The following is a 16,211-nucleotide window of genomic DNA, read 5'->3' as shown; positions in this document are numbered from 1 at the left end:
ATGAAAACGATTCGCATAGGTACTCGGAATTCGGCTTTGGCACTTTGGCAGGCACACCACGTGGGTGTTTTGCTAGCCACGCAGGGTTTAGGCTATGAGATCGTGGCAATTACGACAAAGGGGGATCAGATTTTGGATCGCTCGTTGTCTAAAATCGGATCAAAAGGTGTTTTCACGGAGGAATTAGAAGCTATGTTGTGTGCAGGCGAAATCGATATCGCACAACATTCCGCGAAGGATTTACCTTCGCATTTACCTACAGAACTAGAATTAATCGCTTTCACGGAGCGGGAGGCAGCGCAAGACGTCGTATTAAGCTTAGATCCAGCGAAAACCTTAGCCTCTAGCGAACCTTTGCGCATAGGCACATCGTCTACGCGAAGACGCGCCTTTTTAAGCCATTTCTACCCACAACATACCGCAGTGGAAATGCGAGGCAATCTGCAGACGCGTTTGGAGAAATTAAAAAACGGGGATTGCGATGCGATGCTATTGGCTTTTGCCGGCGTCCACCGAATGGAGATGGAATCCTATATCACACAACACTTAAGTTTAGATCAATTTGTACCGGCGGTAGGGCAAGGGTCGGTGGCCATTCAATGTGCTGTTTCTTTAGACTCCAGCATGAAAGCTTTAGTACGCAAAGCTTGCAACCACGCCTCAACGGAAGCTGCATTATTAGCAGAACGCCATTTATTAGCGCACTTAGAAGGCGGTTGCAGCGTTCCAGTGTATGGGCACGCGGTCGTTAAAGACAATCAATTAGCTTTGCATGCCGGCGTTCTTAGCTTGGATGGCATAGAAAATATCTATCATTCTTCGGAAGGCTCAGATCCAGCAATCCTAGGTAAAGAAGTCGCGATGGAGCTCATTCATTTGGGCGCACATCAATTATTACGCAAAATCAGACAGCAATTAGGTTCATGAAAAAACGCATATTAATCACGGGTTCTAATGGTTTATTAGGCCAAAAACTGGTCGAACTATTACGCACACAAGCGAATGTCGATTTAATAGCCACCGCCCGTGGAGCAAATCGTTTGCCAGTAACAGAGGGTTATACTTATGCGTCTTTAGATATTACTGTTCAGGAAGAGGTTAATGCAGTCTTCGATCAATTCAAACCTGAAGTTTTGATTCACACCGCTGCGATGACGAATGTGGATACCTGTGAAACGGATCGTGTCGGTTGTGATTTGTTAAACGTGGATGCGGTGGCCTTTTTAATTAAAGCTTGCGAAAAGCACAACAGTTATTTATGCCATCTATCGACGGACTTCATCTTTGATGGAGCAGCTGGACCTTATACGGAAGAGGGTGTCGCCAATCCCATCTCCTATTACGGAGAAAGTAAGTTGAAAGCGGAACAATTATTGTTTGATTCAACCATTCGTTGGAGCATTGCGCGCACGGTGTTAGTCTATGGCATTGTGCCGGATATGAGCCGTTCGAATATCGTCCTTTGGGTGAAAAAGTCCTTAGAAGACGGTAAAACAATCCAAGTCGTAACCGATCAGTTCCGCACGCCTACCCTCGCAGAGGATTTAGCGATGGGCTGCTGGTTACTTTCAAAAGATGAAGTGGAAGGTATTTTCAATATCTCTGGCTCTGATTTCTTAACTCCCTATGAAATGGCAGTCATGACAGCAGATTATTATGGTTTGGATAAATCTTTATTGCAAAAAGCAGATTCATCTACCTTCCAGCAGACGGCAAAAAGACCAGCTCGCACAGGCTTTGTGCTCGATAAAGCAAAAAAAGTCCTAGGTTATGCACCTAGAACTTTTCAAGAAGGTATCGCCCTAATGGCGCAGCAAGTAGCTGATTTAGTCTAAAGCTTCAGGATCTTCCATCATTTCGTCCGCCATTGGATTAACCACCGGCAGATCTAAAAGAGCGGGTGCCTCCTTTATCTTTCCAAAATCTTTGTTTTCGTCTAACAAGGTCGTCCAAAGCAAGTCCTTCAATTCTTGAATTCCTTCTTGAGTCACCGATGAAATCAATAAAACGGGGATATCTTTAGGCAAACTTTCGCGCATCTCCTCTTCCATTTCTGGAATCGAAAGGTCCATTTTAGAGACCACGATCACGCGACGTTTTCCCAATAATTCTGGATTATATTTCTCTAATTCTCCCGTTAAAATTTGGTATTCTTCGCCCCAATTTTCAGCGTCAGATGGAATCAAGAAACATAGAATCGAGTTACGTTCAATATGACGTAAGAATCTCAACCCCAAACCTTTACCTTCGGAAGCACCCTCGATAATTCCTGGAATATCGGCTACCACAAAGGACTTTTCATCCCGGTATTCGACTACCCCTAATTGAGGAACTAATGTGGTAAATGGATAATCCGCAATTTCTGGAGTAGCGGCTGAAAGAACAGACAAAAGGGTTGACTTTCCTGCATTGGGGAAACCTACTAAACCTACATCCGCTAATACTTTTAATTCCATCACCACCCAAACATCTAAACCAGGTTCTCCCGGTTGCGCATGACGTGGCGATTGATTAGTGGATGACTTAAAATTATGATTCCCTAAACCACCACGGCCACCTGGAAGTACTAAAATCTTTTGACCTTCTTCGGTTACTTCAGCAATAAACTCATTCGTTTCTGCATTTTTAACAATCGTTCCTAAAGGTACTTGAATGAAAACATCCTCACCCTCGGCACCAGAACGACGTCCACCTTCTCCACCATTTCCACTATCAGCAATAATATGCTTCTGGTATTTCAAGTGAATCAATGTCCAAAGTTGTGTACTTCCAACCAAGTATATGTGACCTCCACGACCGCCATCACCGCCATCTGGACCACCTTTAGGCACGTGTTTTTCCCTCCGAAAGTGGGATGAACCGCTTCCTCCTCGGCCGGAACGCAGATTGATTTTGACGTAGTCAATGAAGTTAGATGTCATTCTATTTTATTAATTATGCTTCGATAATAGCAATGATTTGAGAGAAAATCTCCTCAATTTCGCCAATACCATTAATTCCTGAGAATTTGTTTTGTGCAGCGTAATATCCAGCTACTGGAGCTGTTTTTTCGCCGTATTCTTGCACGCGTTTACGAATTAATTCTTCATTTTGATCATCTGGACGGCCTGAAGTCTTACCGCGCTCTAATAAGCGTTGCGTTAATTCTTCTTCGTTCACCTCTAACGCAATCATGTGATTGATCGCTAATTGATGACCAGCTAATAAGTTGTCCAAAGCTTGAGCTTGCGCCTCCGTTCTAGGAAAACCATCAAAAATAAAACCCGCTGCCTCTTTATTCTCGTTCAATTTATTCTCGATCATTCCGATTACGACTGCATCTGGAACCAAGATTCCTTGATCCATCAATTTCTTCGCTTCCAAGCCTAAAGTAGTACCTGCAGTAATTTCTGCACGCAATAAATCACCTGTAGACAAATGGATTAAACCGTATTTCGCAATTAATTTTGCGGACTGAGTGCCTTTGCCTGCCCCTGGAGGCCCAAATAAAACAAGATTAAGCATATAAATGTGGGTTAATTATTTCGAACCACAAAGGTAATCAAATCAGAGGCAAAAGCAGGGATTTTCTGCTATATTTGACATAAAAAAAGAGAGATGCTTTCAACCCAATTCGAAGAGATAATTCAGAAAAGACGTTCCAATAGGCGCTATGACCCCACGGTAAAAGTGGATGATGCCGTCATCGAACGAAGCTTACATCGTTCCATTTTATCGCCTAATAGCAGCAATATGCAGTTGTGGGAGTTTTATTGGATCAAAAGTGAAGAAGAAAAGAGAGCATTCCACCAGCTTTGCCTAGGACAATCTGCGGCAAAAGATACGGCGCACTTAGTGGTTTTCGTCACTCGCCAGGATCTTTGGAAGCAAAGAGCAGCTTGGAATTTGAAATTAGTGCAAGATTCTATCGAAGGCGAACCGACTAAAATGCAAAAAAGAGGCCTAGAATATTATGGCAAACTTATTCCACTTTTATACCGCAATGATATCTTTGGTATTTCTACCTTCATTCGCTGGAACATTTGTTTCTGGATGGGCTTGAGAAAACCGATGATGCGTTTTGGCGGAAAGGCAGATCAACGAGTTATGGTACATAAATCCTGTGCTTTAGCAGCGCAAACCTTTATGTTATCTATCGCAGCTGAAGGATTCGAATCTTGCCCTATGGAAGGATTTGATGCTCTGCGTGTAAAGAAACACTTAAATCTACCTGCTGGAGCAGAAATTAATATGATCATCTCAGTGGGTAAGGGAACGGAAGAAGGAGTATGGGGTCCCCGCTTTAGAGTTCCTTATGAAGAAGTGGTACACGTCCGCTAATTGCAATCTACGTCTACAATAATTTGAACGCCTTTGAAAACTGGCTTCGTGCTGAGGGTATCTAATTCCTCCCGAAGCTGCTTTTTGAAGGCGGCCAATGCCACACCTTTCTCCAGCTTGATCAGAATTTCCATCGCATATTGATTCCGAATGCGTTCGATCAAAGGCTTTTCAGGTCCTAGGACGCGCCCATTGCCAAATTTGGCCTTTAACAATTGCCCTAAATCCTTCGCCGCCGTTTCTACATTGCGTGCTTCGTAATGGCGCATGACTAACTTAATCAAACGGGTAAACGGAGGATAATGGTAGCCCTCCCGCTCGATCATTTCATCCGCATACAATTGCTCGTAATTTCCCTCCTGAATGTAGGTAAAAAGGCGATGCGTGGGTTGATTCGTTTGAATGTACACTTGTCCTTGCACCTCGCGGCGACCGGCACGGCCCGCCACTTGGGTGATTAATTGAAAGCCTCGTTCGTGGGCTCTGAAATCCGGAAAGTTAATAATCTTATCTGCATCAAAGATGGCTACCAAAGATAGTCCATCGAAATCGAGGCCTTTGGCGACCATTTGAGTGCCTACTAAAACGTCTACTTGACCTTTCTGAATTTCTGTGATTAAACTCGTGAAGGCGGTCTTCGAACGCGTTGTATCTAAATCCATCCGGGCTACACGCGCATCAGGAAGGTGTAATTGCAATTCTTCTTCTAGTTTTTCGGTACCGTAACCCATCGTTTTCAGCTGGGCCGAACCACAGGCGCCGCAACGATGTAATAGTGATTCATGGTGACCACAATAATGGCACCGTAATTCTTGCTCGCGGGCGTGGTAGGTAAGCGAAACGTCACATTGGTGACACGTCGCAATCCAATCGCAGTCCTGACATTGAAGGTAGGGGGAATAGCCGCGGCGGTTTTGGAACAATAAACTCTGCTTACCTTGCTTCAAATTCTCCGCCAACACCTCAATCAAATCCACCGAAAATCCGCCCTTCATCTGCTTCATCCGATTCGCATATTTCGTATCGATCAAATGCATCGCGGGCAACTGAGCTGCCCCAAAACGTTCTTTTAAGACCACGAGACCATACTTATCTTGTTTGGCCTGGTAATAGGTCTCCATCGAGGGAGTCGCAGAACCGAGTAAGACTTTCGCCTTTTGCTGATGCGCTAAGACAATCGCCACATCCCGTGCATGATAGCGAGGAGCTGGATCTGCCTGCTTAAAGGAAGTTTCGTGTTCCTCGTCGATAATGATCAATCCCAAATTCTTGAAGGGTAGAAACACGGAGGAACGCACACCCACCACGAAGGGATATTTCCCTTCCACAATGGATTTCCATACTTCCACCCGCTCATTATCCGAGAATTTAGAATGATAAATCCCTACCTGCTCCCCAAAAATCCGTTTCAATCGAACCACAATCTGGGTCGTCAAAGCAATCTCCGGCAACAAATACAAAACCTGATCTCCATTAGCCAAGGCCTCCTGAATCAGCTTAATGTAAATTTCTGTCTTTCCAGAGCCCGTAATACCGTGAAGTAGAACGACATCCTTCTCTTGAAACTGATTCAAAATAGATTGGTAGGCCTTTTCCTGTGGGGCGTTCAAGGTAAAGCTCGAAGGCACGAAGTTTTCATCCGCTTCATCGAAGCGTGAAACCACGACATCGAAAATTTCAAAGACCTGGTTCTTGACTAAGGTCTGCAATGAACTCTCTGATAACCCGGCTTGACTAAAACTATTCTTTGCTAGACCTTTTTGATTCGTTTCCGGGCTTCTTAGGACCGGGATATATTGCAAATAATGCAATAATATCGCCATCTGCTTTGGTTTCTCCTCCAGTGATTGGATCAGATCCGTCAATACTAATTTATCTTCAAATGGAGTCGCTAAACGGACTTTTCGCTGCACTTTAGGCGTGTATCGGTCTTTTAGTTCATCAAAAATAATCACCGCATCCTTGCCCACTAAGGCTTTAATGAGATGATAGGGGCTTTTGACTTCGGCAAATTTGGCAAGTTCATCATAGGTCAATGCGCCTTTATCGCGTATCTCGACATAGATAGCTAACTCTTTATCCGTCAGCGTTTCAGGACATGAAAATTCCGGGTTCGCTTGCACCTTCGATTGGCTTGAAATCTTCAAACCCGCCGGTAAAGCAACTTGAAAAACCTCGCCAGGATAGCACATATAATAATCTGCCACCCATTGAAAAAGGGCGATTTGAGAAGAGGTCACTAGCGGAACATCATCCAAAATCTCCAATAAATACTTCGCTTGGTATTGCTTCGGCGGGTTATGATGAACTGTAACGATCACACCCGTAAGGACTTTCTTCGTCCCAAAAGGTACCACCACCCGCAATCCAGCTTGCACAAATTCTGCCCATTCCCGAGGCACCCGGTATGTAAAATACCGAGGAATGGGAAGTGGAAGCAAAGCATCCACAAAAAATGTTCTTTCCTCCCCTATTTCCATCGCAAAGTCTGAATCAGGTGAATCGCATCTTGTTTTAGATACCGAATAACGGGGGCCAATGAATCATTTTTTGTTGCCGTGTTTAAATAGACCGCTCCGCGTAGAAAATGCGTCGTACTGTCCGTGGCAAAAAACTGAAAAGGAGTAGCCACTTCACCCTCTAATTCGATCACAGTCGCTTTGCGGCCGTCGCGTGTGGTCAAAATCGCATCTTCTATACGGTTCGCCTTCATTTGGTGCTTAGAGGCTAAAACATAGGAGTCTCGGATCATCTTATCTAAACGTTTCCGATCTCCTTCCACCGATTTATAAGTCAACTGGATAAATGCATCCCAGCGTGGATAATAGATGTACATCCAGTGGGGCTCAGCCAAAGCAAACGTATCTTTTTTCACAACGGCTTGCTTAGATAATTCAAAGCTGAACGGATGCCCTTTTTCTAAAGCCTGGTACTGATGCGGCGGAATATCCATCGCAGGAAACCCTTTAGGTCGCGGCATAGCCGTATTCTCCTCCTCTGAGGCCGTTCCACAAGAAAACAAGGTCAAGATAAAACCCAGGAGAAAAAGACGCATATTCGCTTATTTTAAACCGTAATACGCTAAGATAGGATTTTGTATGGATTCAAACACTTTTTCCCGTAAAACAGGTAAATCTTCCATCGTCAAACCCTTCGTGTCAAAGGGCGGATGAATCTCCACGTGCAAGGTTCCTGGACGCATCATCAGGGTATCTTCGTCCATGATTTGATGATTATTATGAAAGCTCATGGGAACAATAGGAACCTGCTGTTGAATGGCCATAATAAATGCACCATCCTTCAAAGGATTTGCCATATAAGGAAAGTTCTTCGAAATGATCCCACCTTCCGGAAATATAATGATACTTCTGCCTGACTGTAAAGCCCGAATCGAACGACTCAAAGAGTTTGCTCTACTATTCTTATCGCTTCGATCCACTAGGATATTCAAACGGGCATAGAGATAACCAAAAAGCGGAATCTTCTTCATCGCATTCTTTCCCACAAAAGAGAAATAATGGCGAATAATCACGACCACCACTGCAATGTCTACATAAGAAAAGTGGTTCGCACAGAACACATAGGTCTGTTTCGGATCCGGCTTAAAGTGATGCGTCACTTTGATGCGAATTCCCGCAAAAAGAAAAAAGAGTTGCCCCCACAGCCCGACAAGCCGATGAGCAACTCTTTTCCAAGATCGTCTTTGCAAAAAGACAAAGATCAATGGGTATAATAATAAAAAGATCAGTACAAAAACCAATCCTGCCCAGAAAGTGTATAGCCCTTTTAAAAGTGATGAAAGCAAAGAACTTTTGTTTTTCATAATCTAAACGAGCCCCTAATAATAGGATTTACTCTACTACACCTAATTGAACTGTATTTGTTTTCTTGTCTTGATTCGCTGGAACAGACAAGGTAGTCACGAAGATATCTCCTTTAGACAACAAGTTATCTTGCTTTAATTTATCGACCATCGCAGCTACTGTTTTCTCTGCGTTACCTGTACCTGGATCGTAGAAAAACACGCGCGCTCCCCACAATAGGCCCATCGTAGACATTAATTCCTTATTCGATGTAAACACGAATAAATCGGCCTTAGGACGGTGAGCTGATAAACGGAACGCTGTATAACCTGAATTCGTGATACATAAAATCGCTTTTGCTTTTGAGTCACGCGCTAAACGACATGCACCAGCGATTAAACGATCTTGCAAAGCTACATTTTCAGAAGTCGATGCACTTAACGAGTGATTCTTAAAGTAGATCGCCGCTTCGTTACCTTGTACGATTTCAATTTCATTTTGTTGTTGCTCGACTACTTCGTGGATGTGTGCCATTGTTTCCACCGCTTTCACTGGATAAGCACCGGAAGCAGATTCACCACTTAACATCGTCGCCGAAGCACCTTGCAATACCGCGTTCGCCACGTCAGACGTTTCTGCACGCGTAGGAACAGGATTAGTGATCATCGACTCTAACATCTGTGTAGCCACGATAACAGGCTTACCTGCCGCCGTACACTTCTCTACCATCACTTTTTGTAAGTAAGGTACTACCGCACCATCCATCTCCACACCTAGATCACCACGAGCCACCATAATAGCGTCTGTTGCTGCGATAATCTCATCTAAATTATCAATAGCTTCTGGCTTTTCAATTTTCGCGATTACACGCGTATTTTTACCGTATGCTTTAATCTTTTCTTTAATATCCCAAATATCGCTCGCCTTACGAACGAAAGATAAGGCAACCCAATCTACTCCGTGATCAAGGCCAAAATACAAATCAGCCTCATCCTTAGGTGTCAAACAAGGTAATGAAACCTTCGTACCTGGAAGGTTAATCCCTTTTTTAGACTTCAAAATACCACCATAGATAACCTCTGTCACCACTTCTTTCTTCACTTTATCTACTGCAAGTACTTTCACTTCCAGGTTACCATCATCCATCAAGATGCGCTCACCTGGATTCACATCTAAGTACATCGATGTATAGGTAGTACCTACTTTTTCTGATGTACCTAATAAGTTTTCGTCCATCGCAAAGATCAATTGTTGACCCGCAACTAAAGGAACCCCATTATTCTCCACTAGTTGTGTACGAATTTTAGGACCTTGCAAATCCTGAAGGATTGTTAAGTTCAAACCCATCTCTTCTGAGATAGAACGAATCGTCTTTAAACGCTCTAAATGATCCTCATGGGTTCCATGGGAAAAGTTTAAGCGGAAAACGTTTACGCCTGCCTGAGCTAATTGGATTAATGCTTCTCTTGATTCTGATGTGGGACCTACTGTGGCTACAATTTTTGTCTTGCGTTGATACGACATAATATGGATTAGATTCTATTAACATTGCAAGTTACATCTATTACACAAAAAAAACCACCAAAAGGTGGTTTAAATTGTATTAAAATAAGATTATGGGCATTAATTCTCCCACATTTCAGCCTCTTTATCTTGTAGCTGTTGCTCTAATTTTTGTGATTTTTTCAAGGCTTCTTTTCCATCCCCAAATTGATCGAAAATATCTTTATTAGCCGCATTTCCTTTTTTGATAATGCGAGCGCTGAAAAAGCGTAAATCAAAAGCATCTGCCATATTACGATGTTGCATTTCATTCGTAGAATTAAACCAAATACAATTGGGGTTACTCTTAAAGTACTTATACACATCTTTAAAGCGGAAAGAAGCCACAATATCTTCTAAACCAGCATCAGATTGTGATGCCGGAATTTTCAACGTAATCGCCTGAATATCAAAATACAAACGGGAACGCTTGCGATCAATAATCGCATCTTCTTTGATTTCTAAAATTGATAATTGCTTCGGGATGTAGTATTCAACTCCAGCCACTACTGGGCCTTTATCAAAATCATCTACCACTGGCTTTTCCGCCTTAGAGGTTTCTGTTTTTTTTGTACCACCCCAGCCATCATCTGCTCCACCACCTGAGGCAGGTACCGCAGCAGGCTTAGTGTCACCTCCGAAACCAGCCGCAATTTCCTCGGCCGTTAATCCGCCGTTCTCTAATTTACCTTTCAATTTCAAGCGGTCCAAAAACTGCTCAAGACTTAATTTCGTATTGAGTGAATCATTCGAATAAGGAGTCAATAGTCCCGCCTTCACTCCGTCTATAAGGAACTTAGAGATTTGGTTATTCTCTGCAAAGAAAGGTTGGTTAATCTTCTCATTCAAATCCATTCTACGCCAAATTTGCGCACGGTATTGAATATCAGCTTCATCAATCGGATGTGCCGAATTGGGATTAGGATTAACCGACGTTTCCTGTGCCCAAGCACCGAAAGACACCAGACAAATCACTACCCATAAACTATATTTCAACTTCATAAATCAATACGGTTAATTCAATGGAATCACTTTGACGAATGAAAAAGGTATCGTCTCTACCGTTCCTTTGAAATTCTTACGTTGTACCCCTTTCACTTCAATACGGTAGCGATCTCCTGCTTGCGCTTGACCAGCTAACGAAGAAATCGATCCTCCACCTGGCAAAGTAATCGATGCTACACGTTTCGTTCCACGTGCTAAGGCTACCTCGATTTCAGAGACACGGTAATTTGCATCCTCCGGATTCGTGGCAGCAAATGACTCATCTGCAATCGCTTTAGCATTCACAAAACGTAAACTTGCAGAATTCTCACCACTTTTATCATTCAATTCTGCACCAGAGGAACCAACGATCTTAATTTCAGGTCTTGGTACACGACGAACTCTAAATGTCTCCTTACCTAATAAAGTCCCTGCATTGTTTACGTTCAATGTTACAGTGGCTGCAGTAGGAACAATCGTCACTTTCCCCTTATTAGAACCAGCAATCGCCTCTCCACCTTCCGCTGTAAAGCTTGGGTTCCAAAGCGCACCTAAACCAGCACTCGCCACGCTCAAACGGTTAGCACAGCCTAAATATAGCGCTGGCAACGTTCCCGTTTCGATATTATACGTAGGTTTCAAGACAAAATATTCTTTCGTAATCGATTCCGTCTTAGGACCCGCAGGGCTCATATATGAAACTGACGCCGTGTAGGTCTTTTTCGCTAAACCATTCGCATCGTATCCACCACCTGAAGTTTTGAATTTGATTTGTCCACGTCCATCCACCACTTGTAAAGGTGAACCATTATAGCTCATGCGTGGAGTAAAACCACTAGAAGTAGCTGCAATAAATACTTCTGCTTGGTATTCCATACCCGCAACGACAGTATTAGCATTCGCTGATACTTGGGCAAAAACCTTGTCGAACTTAATCTCTTTCGCTCCTACTTTTCCCGCTAATTGATTCAACACCTCTGATTCGTAACGACGAATTTCTGACTGTTTTTGAGATAGGGTTGCTAAAGCCGCGGCCACTGGCGTGTGCTCAAAATTCAATTCTGCAAAATCCTTATTCGCTTGATTTGCATCTTTGCTGGCGATCGGATCTTCTTTAGCAGATAAAGCTAAGGAGGGGAATTTAGTCCCTGGATCAGCTGCAAGCGTTAAATCCTTCAGGTATTTGTCAAACATCGGAACAAGCTTATACGCCTCTCCTTGTTTTGTTCCTCCCACCATGATTTCATAAATCTTTTCCTCCTCTTTCGGATTCTTGATATTACCAGTTTCTGGATCAATACCACCCGCTGCTTCTAATACTTTGCCTTTGATATTCTCAATATGACCTACTAGAGCATCAGTAATACGACGCACTTCATTTGCTTTTTTCAATACATCCGCATAGGCCGCAGGATTAGGGAGATCTTTAATTCGCTCCTCAATTCCTTGCACCATACCTTTACTTTTGTTCAGGGATGATTGATTTGCCATTTCCAAACTACTATTCAAAAGGGCAAATTTCTGTAATAAGGCATCACTAACTTGCAAAGCGAGCAAGGCAGTTAATACCAAATACATCATCCCGATCATTTTCTGCCGGGGGGTCTCTTTTAAACTTGCCATAATTAGCCTTTCATAGCTGTTAACATACTACCATATACTTGGTTCAAGGATTGAATGTTCGCGTTTAATTTCGCTAATTCTGCCTTGAATAATTCTGCATCTTTTTGAGTCGCTGCAATATGCTCAACGCTCGCATTCACATTACCGTAGAATCCGTTGATTGCTTTCATGTGCTTGCTCGCTTCTTGGATTTCCGCTTCGTATACGGCGTTTAATTTTTCCAAAGATTCTCCAGCCTTCGCATAATTTTGCGTGTATTTAGCTGCTTCAGATGAAGAAGCTGAAATAGTAGCTAACGATTGAGAAGCCTCAGAAACTGACTTGTTCAAGCCACCTAATGATTCTGCAGAAGAGTTCAATGATTTAACAAAATCTTGAGTCGCACCAGTTGCCTTAGAAATCTCAGACAAGCTGTTCGCTGTATCCGTTAATGACTTCAAGCTTTTCGTCAAATGAGCCACCGCCTCTGCATCTAAGCCTGGAACATCACCCGTGTGACGCGCCGCAGCAGGACGTGGAGCTTCTCCCATTAATTCTGGATACACCTTTTCCCAGTCATAGTGTTTTTCCTCTTTCGATTTCAAATAAAGAACGCCAAACAAAATAAAGATAGCGGCCTCCGTAAACATCCCCACCATTAACATCTCATTCGCACCGGACCAGTGTAAAATCTTAAATAGCGCTCCTACAATTACGATAGCGGCACCAAAACTGGCAATTACATTAATCGACTTTTCCATTTTGTTAATTCTTAATAATAGATTTCGGTTTAAATTATCTAGATGCTGGACGGCCTAAGTAACGCATCACACATCTGAACCCTACATAGGATCTTTTGTTTTTCTCAAATTCAAAGGTACGTGTACCCGTTTCTAAATAGTAACCAATGTCCTTCCAAGAACCACCTCGAACCACTTTACGTGGATTATTCGCATCCCGGTTTATGGAGTTCAAATCCCAAGTCACAGCAGAAGCATTTTCTTCAAATGCATCTTCGCACCACTCCGCTACATTACCGGCCATATTGTACAAGCCATAATCATTGGGACTGTAGGCATTCGCTGGAGCCGTATATTCGTATCCATCCGCATCATAATTTCCGCGGTGAGGTTTGAAATTCGCTAACAAACAGCCTTTTGCATTCGATAAATACGGATTACCCCAAGGGTATTTCGCTGAAGCACGTCCACCGCGAGCCGCCCACTCCCACTCTGATTCCGTAGGTAAGGTGAAACGAGGAAGATTAGCTAAACCTTGTGTTCTACGGTAGCTATTCATCAATTTAGAACGCCAATCACAGAAATACTTCGCAGCAGACCAATTAACGCCCACCACTGGGTACATATCAAAAGCAGGGCTAGAAAAATAGTTCTCCGTCATTGGATCACCATAGGTAAAATCACGCGTCTGATAACCTGGCATTTTCAAATCTTCAGCCCAACGCGTTGTATCAGGGTAGTAATCCGACATGATTTTAGTCTCTCCTAAAACGGATAATGAATCACGCAACAGAGATTCCACAAATTGACGGTATTCATAATTCGTGATTTCTGTATCATCCATAAAAAAGGCTGAAACAGTCACACGACGCGGAAAATTGATAGCAGAACGAGATGGATCTTCATCCCCTTGACCCATCAAATAACTTCCTGAAGGCACTAGGACCATACCAAATGGTGTAGGCTGAGACCACCCTTTGCGGTTTACTGCAACGATTTCTCCATTAAATACACCGGGATCTTCTGTAGCAGGTTTGAAGAACAAACCTTTTAAACCCTTCGATTTAGATGACTTAGACGTACTTTTAGAAGAACTCAACGTCTTTCCACCTGTATTGCTTTTAGAACCGCAGCTGGCTAACACGCTGGTTAGGACAACCAGGGACAAAAGCCAGACTACTTTCTTATTCAGATTATGAAAATTCATATACCTTTTTAAATTTCTGTTTTTCTAAACGTTATGGCACATTAAAAATTGCCTTTAATCAAAAATAATCCCCTCACAGAATTAACAAATTCCTCAAATTTAAAGGAATATTCTAACAATTGGATAGGTTTCAACATAATTTTCCTTGGCCCTACTATAAAATCCTAAACCTAGGTGTTCGAATAGGTGCAGGCTTCTGCCGAATGGTTCTTTCGGGTATTCTAAACCTTAAAAATACTTCGTGAGACAAGGGCTTCTTATTCAATGTGTTAGAAGTAGTAATATCCATAGAATAACCGATATCTAACTTATTTTGAAGAATCGACACACCCACTAAACCGATCGCAGCATCCCCATTTCGATAGGCCGCTCCAGCATAAATTAGTTTATTGTAGTAAACTCTGGCGCCTCCTTCGGGCACTATTTGGCCTGAATAATAGCGAACGAGTGCATAAGGCAATAAATCAAAGTAATCACTCAGAGGAATTTCCGCGCTACCATGTAAGGCAAAAACACGGTCCAATGGCATAGATGCTGTGCCTCCATCAAAATCAAAACGAGGGGCCGTTAAGTGATCTGCTGTGAGTCCAAGCTGCCAAGTATCGGTAGAATAAACGGCACCCAGACCAAAATCAGGATGGGTTTGGCTAACGGCGGATCCAGAAACTAAATTAGCCACGGGGTCATTCGGATCTCGCACTCGGAAGGCACGACCATCAAAGGCTTTGGTTTGTAATCCAAGCGATAGACCAAAGGACCAAAGTCCATTGCCCTTCGTTAAATGATAGGATCCTTGAAATTGAATCAATTGTTGAGAAACTCCAGATGGTGTTTTGTCTGAATAAAACTGAACACCTAAACCTCCTTTTGGGCTAATACCAAATGAACCTGAAAGCCACGTGGTTCCTAATCTTCCTGACCCATCGTTCGAAGTAGTATAACCGGACCATTGATCTCTGATTTGAAGAGCGACGTAATTATTCGTCTTCCAACCGGAAAATGCTGGATTCACAATATTCGAATTCGCCGAAAAAATGCTGAATTGTGGACTTTGCTGAGCAAATGAGGCGGTTGCTATGAAAAGCAAAAATATCCCTACAGGTAGGGAAAAGCACCAATTAACTAGGCTTGTTTTACGCGTCATTCGTTGGATGAAAAATAGGTAGGCTAAAAATAATAAAAAAGCCTCAACGAAAGAGGCTTTTTTATTATTTATTTACTTGCTTGATGTAATGCTCGAGGGCACCGGTCATCGAAGGCGCATTAGGCATAGGCGCCTGAATGTCAACAATCAACCCCGCATCGACTACAGCTTGTGCTGTAGTAGGACCAAAAGCAGCTAAACGAGTATTGTTTTGCTTGAAGTCTGGGAAGTTATGGAAAAGGGAAGTGATTCCTGATGGGCTAAAGAAAGCGATCACATCGTAGAAAACTTCTTCTAAATCAGATAAGTCTGCTGATACAGTTTCATACATCACCGCTTCCGTTAATTGGAAGTCATTTGTACCCATGTAGTCTGGAAGGTCTTTTTGGCGCTTATTTGAACAAGGGAACAAGAATTTCTCGGTCTTATGTTTCTTAATGATTTCCAATAGATCTAAGGCTGTCTTCGTTCCGGTAAATACTTTACGTTTACGGATAACGATATATTTTTGTAGGTAATTCGCCGTTTGCTCTGTGATACAGAAGTATTTCATATCCGTAGGCACCTCGATTTTCGCCTCCTTACACATACGGAAGAAGTGGTCAATCGCGTGACGACTCGTGAAAATAATAGCTGTGTGTTGAAGGATTTCGATCTTTTGCTTTCTAAAATCCTTAAAAGCAATACCTTGTACTTCGATGAAAGGTCTAAAATCAACCTTCACATTGTACTTTTTTTCGATCTCAAAGTAGGGTGATTTAGCATCTGCAGGCGCAGATTGTGTCACTAAAATACTCTTTACTTTCTTTAAACGACTCGTTTCTTCGGTTGCAGTTTTACTCATAATCAATCAATTTGGACCGGAAAAA

The 16,211-nt window shown here is 42.7% G+C and carries 15 protein-coding genes; 3 read left to right on the top strand and 12 right to left on the bottom strand.

Annotated features, from left to right (window positions below):
• Entirely contained in the window at positions 1 to 927 is a 927-nt protein-coding gene (hemC, locus tag G9X62_RS07895; protein ID WP_223130188.1) for a hydroxymethylbilane synthase, read from the top strand.
• The gene (locus tag G9X62_RS07890; RefSeq protein ID WP_223130187.1) at positions 924 to 1,835 is read left to right on the top strand and encodes an SDR family oxidoreductase; all 912 of its coding nucleotides are present in this window, start codon (positions 924 to 926) and stop codon (positions 1,833 to 1,835) included. Before hemC ends, G9X62_RS07890 begins: the two co-directional genes overlap by 4 nt.
• On the opposite strand, the gene obgE is transcribed toward G9X62_RS07890, so the two are convergent.
• Positions 1,827 to 2,921 (bottom strand): GTPase ObgE, encoded by a 1,095-nt coding sequence (gene obgE / locus G9X62_RS07885; protein WP_223130186.1) that lies wholly within the window; start codon positions 2,919 to 2,921, stop codon positions 1,827 to 1,829. The genes G9X62_RS07890 and obgE overlap by 9 nt on opposite strands.
• A gap of 13 nt (positions 2,922 to 2,934) precedes the next feature.
• Positions 2,935 to 3,504, bottom strand: a complete 570-nt coding sequence (locus G9X62_RS07880) for an adenylate kinase (protein ID WP_223130185.1) — start codon at positions 3,502 to 3,504, stop codon at positions 2,935 to 2,937.
• A gap of 93 nt (positions 3,505 to 3,597) precedes the next feature.
• Between G9X62_RS07880 and G9X62_RS07875 the strand changes: the two genes are divergently transcribed.
• Entirely contained in the window at positions 3,598 to 4,320 is a 723-nt protein-coding gene (locus G9X62_RS07875; protein WP_223130184.1) for a nitroreductase family protein, read from the top strand.
• On the opposite strand, the gene priA is transcribed toward G9X62_RS07875, so the two are convergent.
• The 10 genes from priA to G9X62_RS07825 all read right to left on the bottom strand — a co-directional run bounded on the left by priA (position 4,317) and on the right by G9X62_RS07825 (position 16,186).
• Positions 4,317 to 6,800: a replication restart helicase PriA gene (priA, locus tag G9X62_RS07870; protein ID WP_223130183.1), complete on the bottom strand. Its 2,484-nt coding sequence runs from the start codon at positions 6,798 to 6,800 to the stop codon at positions 4,317 to 4,319. The two genes, G9X62_RS07875 and priA, sit on opposite strands and share 4 nt — an antisense overlap.
• Entirely contained in the window at positions 6,791 to 7,375 is a 585-nt protein-coding gene (gldD, locus tag G9X62_RS07865) for a gliding motility lipoprotein GldD (RefSeq protein WP_223130182.1), read from the bottom strand. Before gldD ends, priA begins: the two co-directional genes overlap by 10 nt.
• A gap of 6 nt (positions 7,376 to 7,381) precedes the next feature.
• Positions 7,382 to 8,143 carry a lysophospholipid acyltransferase family protein gene (locus G9X62_RS07860; protein WP_223130181.1) on the bottom strand — a complete coding sequence of 254 codons (762 nt, stop codon included), beginning with the start codon at positions 8,141 to 8,143 and terminating at the stop codon, positions 7,382 to 7,384.
• A gap of 28 nt (positions 8,144 to 8,171) precedes the next feature.
• A complete protein-coding gene (gene pyk, locus G9X62_RS07855; protein WP_223130180.1) occupies positions 8,172 to 9,647 on the bottom strand; it encodes a pyruvate kinase in 1,476 nt (491 codons plus the stop codon).
• Between the two features lie 99 nt (positions 9,648 to 9,746).
• Positions 9,747 to 10,667 (bottom strand): gliding motility protein GldN, encoded by a 921-nt coding sequence (locus G9X62_RS07850; protein WP_223130179.1) that lies wholly within the window; start codon positions 10,665 to 10,667, stop codon positions 9,747 to 9,749.
• Positions 10,668 to 10,679: 12 nt separating this feature from the next.
• A complete protein-coding gene (gene porM / locus G9X62_RS07845) occupies positions 10,680 to 12,272 on the bottom strand; it encodes a type IX secretion system motor protein PorM/GldM (protein WP_223130178.1) in 1,593 nt (530 codons plus the stop codon).
• A 2-nt stretch (positions 12,273 to 12,274) separates the two neighbouring features.
• Positions 12,275 to 13,012, bottom strand: a complete 738-nt coding sequence (gene porL, locus G9X62_RS07840; protein WP_223130177.1) for a type IX secretion system motor protein PorL/GldL — start codon at positions 13,010 to 13,012, stop codon at positions 12,275 to 12,277.
• 34 nt (positions 13,013 to 13,046) lie between these two features.
• The gene (porK, locus tag G9X62_RS07835; protein WP_223130176.1) at positions 13,047 to 14,198 is read right to left on the bottom strand and encodes a T9SS ring complex lipoprotein PorK/GldK; all 1,152 of its coding nucleotides are present in this window, start codon (positions 14,196 to 14,198) and stop codon (positions 13,047 to 13,049) included.
• A gap of 154 nt (positions 14,199 to 14,352) precedes the next feature.
• A complete protein-coding gene (locus tag G9X62_RS07830; RefSeq protein ID WP_261345505.1) occupies positions 14,353 to 15,342 on the bottom strand; it encodes a PorP/SprF family type IX secretion system membrane protein in 990 nt (329 codons plus the stop codon).
• 64 nt (positions 15,343 to 15,406) lie between these two features.
• Positions 15,407 to 16,186 (bottom strand): uroporphyrinogen-III synthase, encoded by a 780-nt coding sequence (locus G9X62_RS07825; RefSeq protein ID WP_223130174.1) that lies wholly within the window; start codon positions 16,184 to 16,186, stop codon positions 15,407 to 15,409.
• Positions 16,187 to 16,211: the final 25 nt, after the last annotated feature.

Source organism: Aquirufa lenticrescens (assembly GCF_019916085.1).
GTDB classification, from domain to species: Bacteria; Bacteroidota; Bacteroidia; order Cytophagales; family Spirosomataceae; genus Aquirufa; species Aquirufa lenticrescens.
The sequence above is the reverse complement of the archived record's forward strand: the minus strand, read 5'-3'. Positions and strand labels throughout refer to the sequence as shown.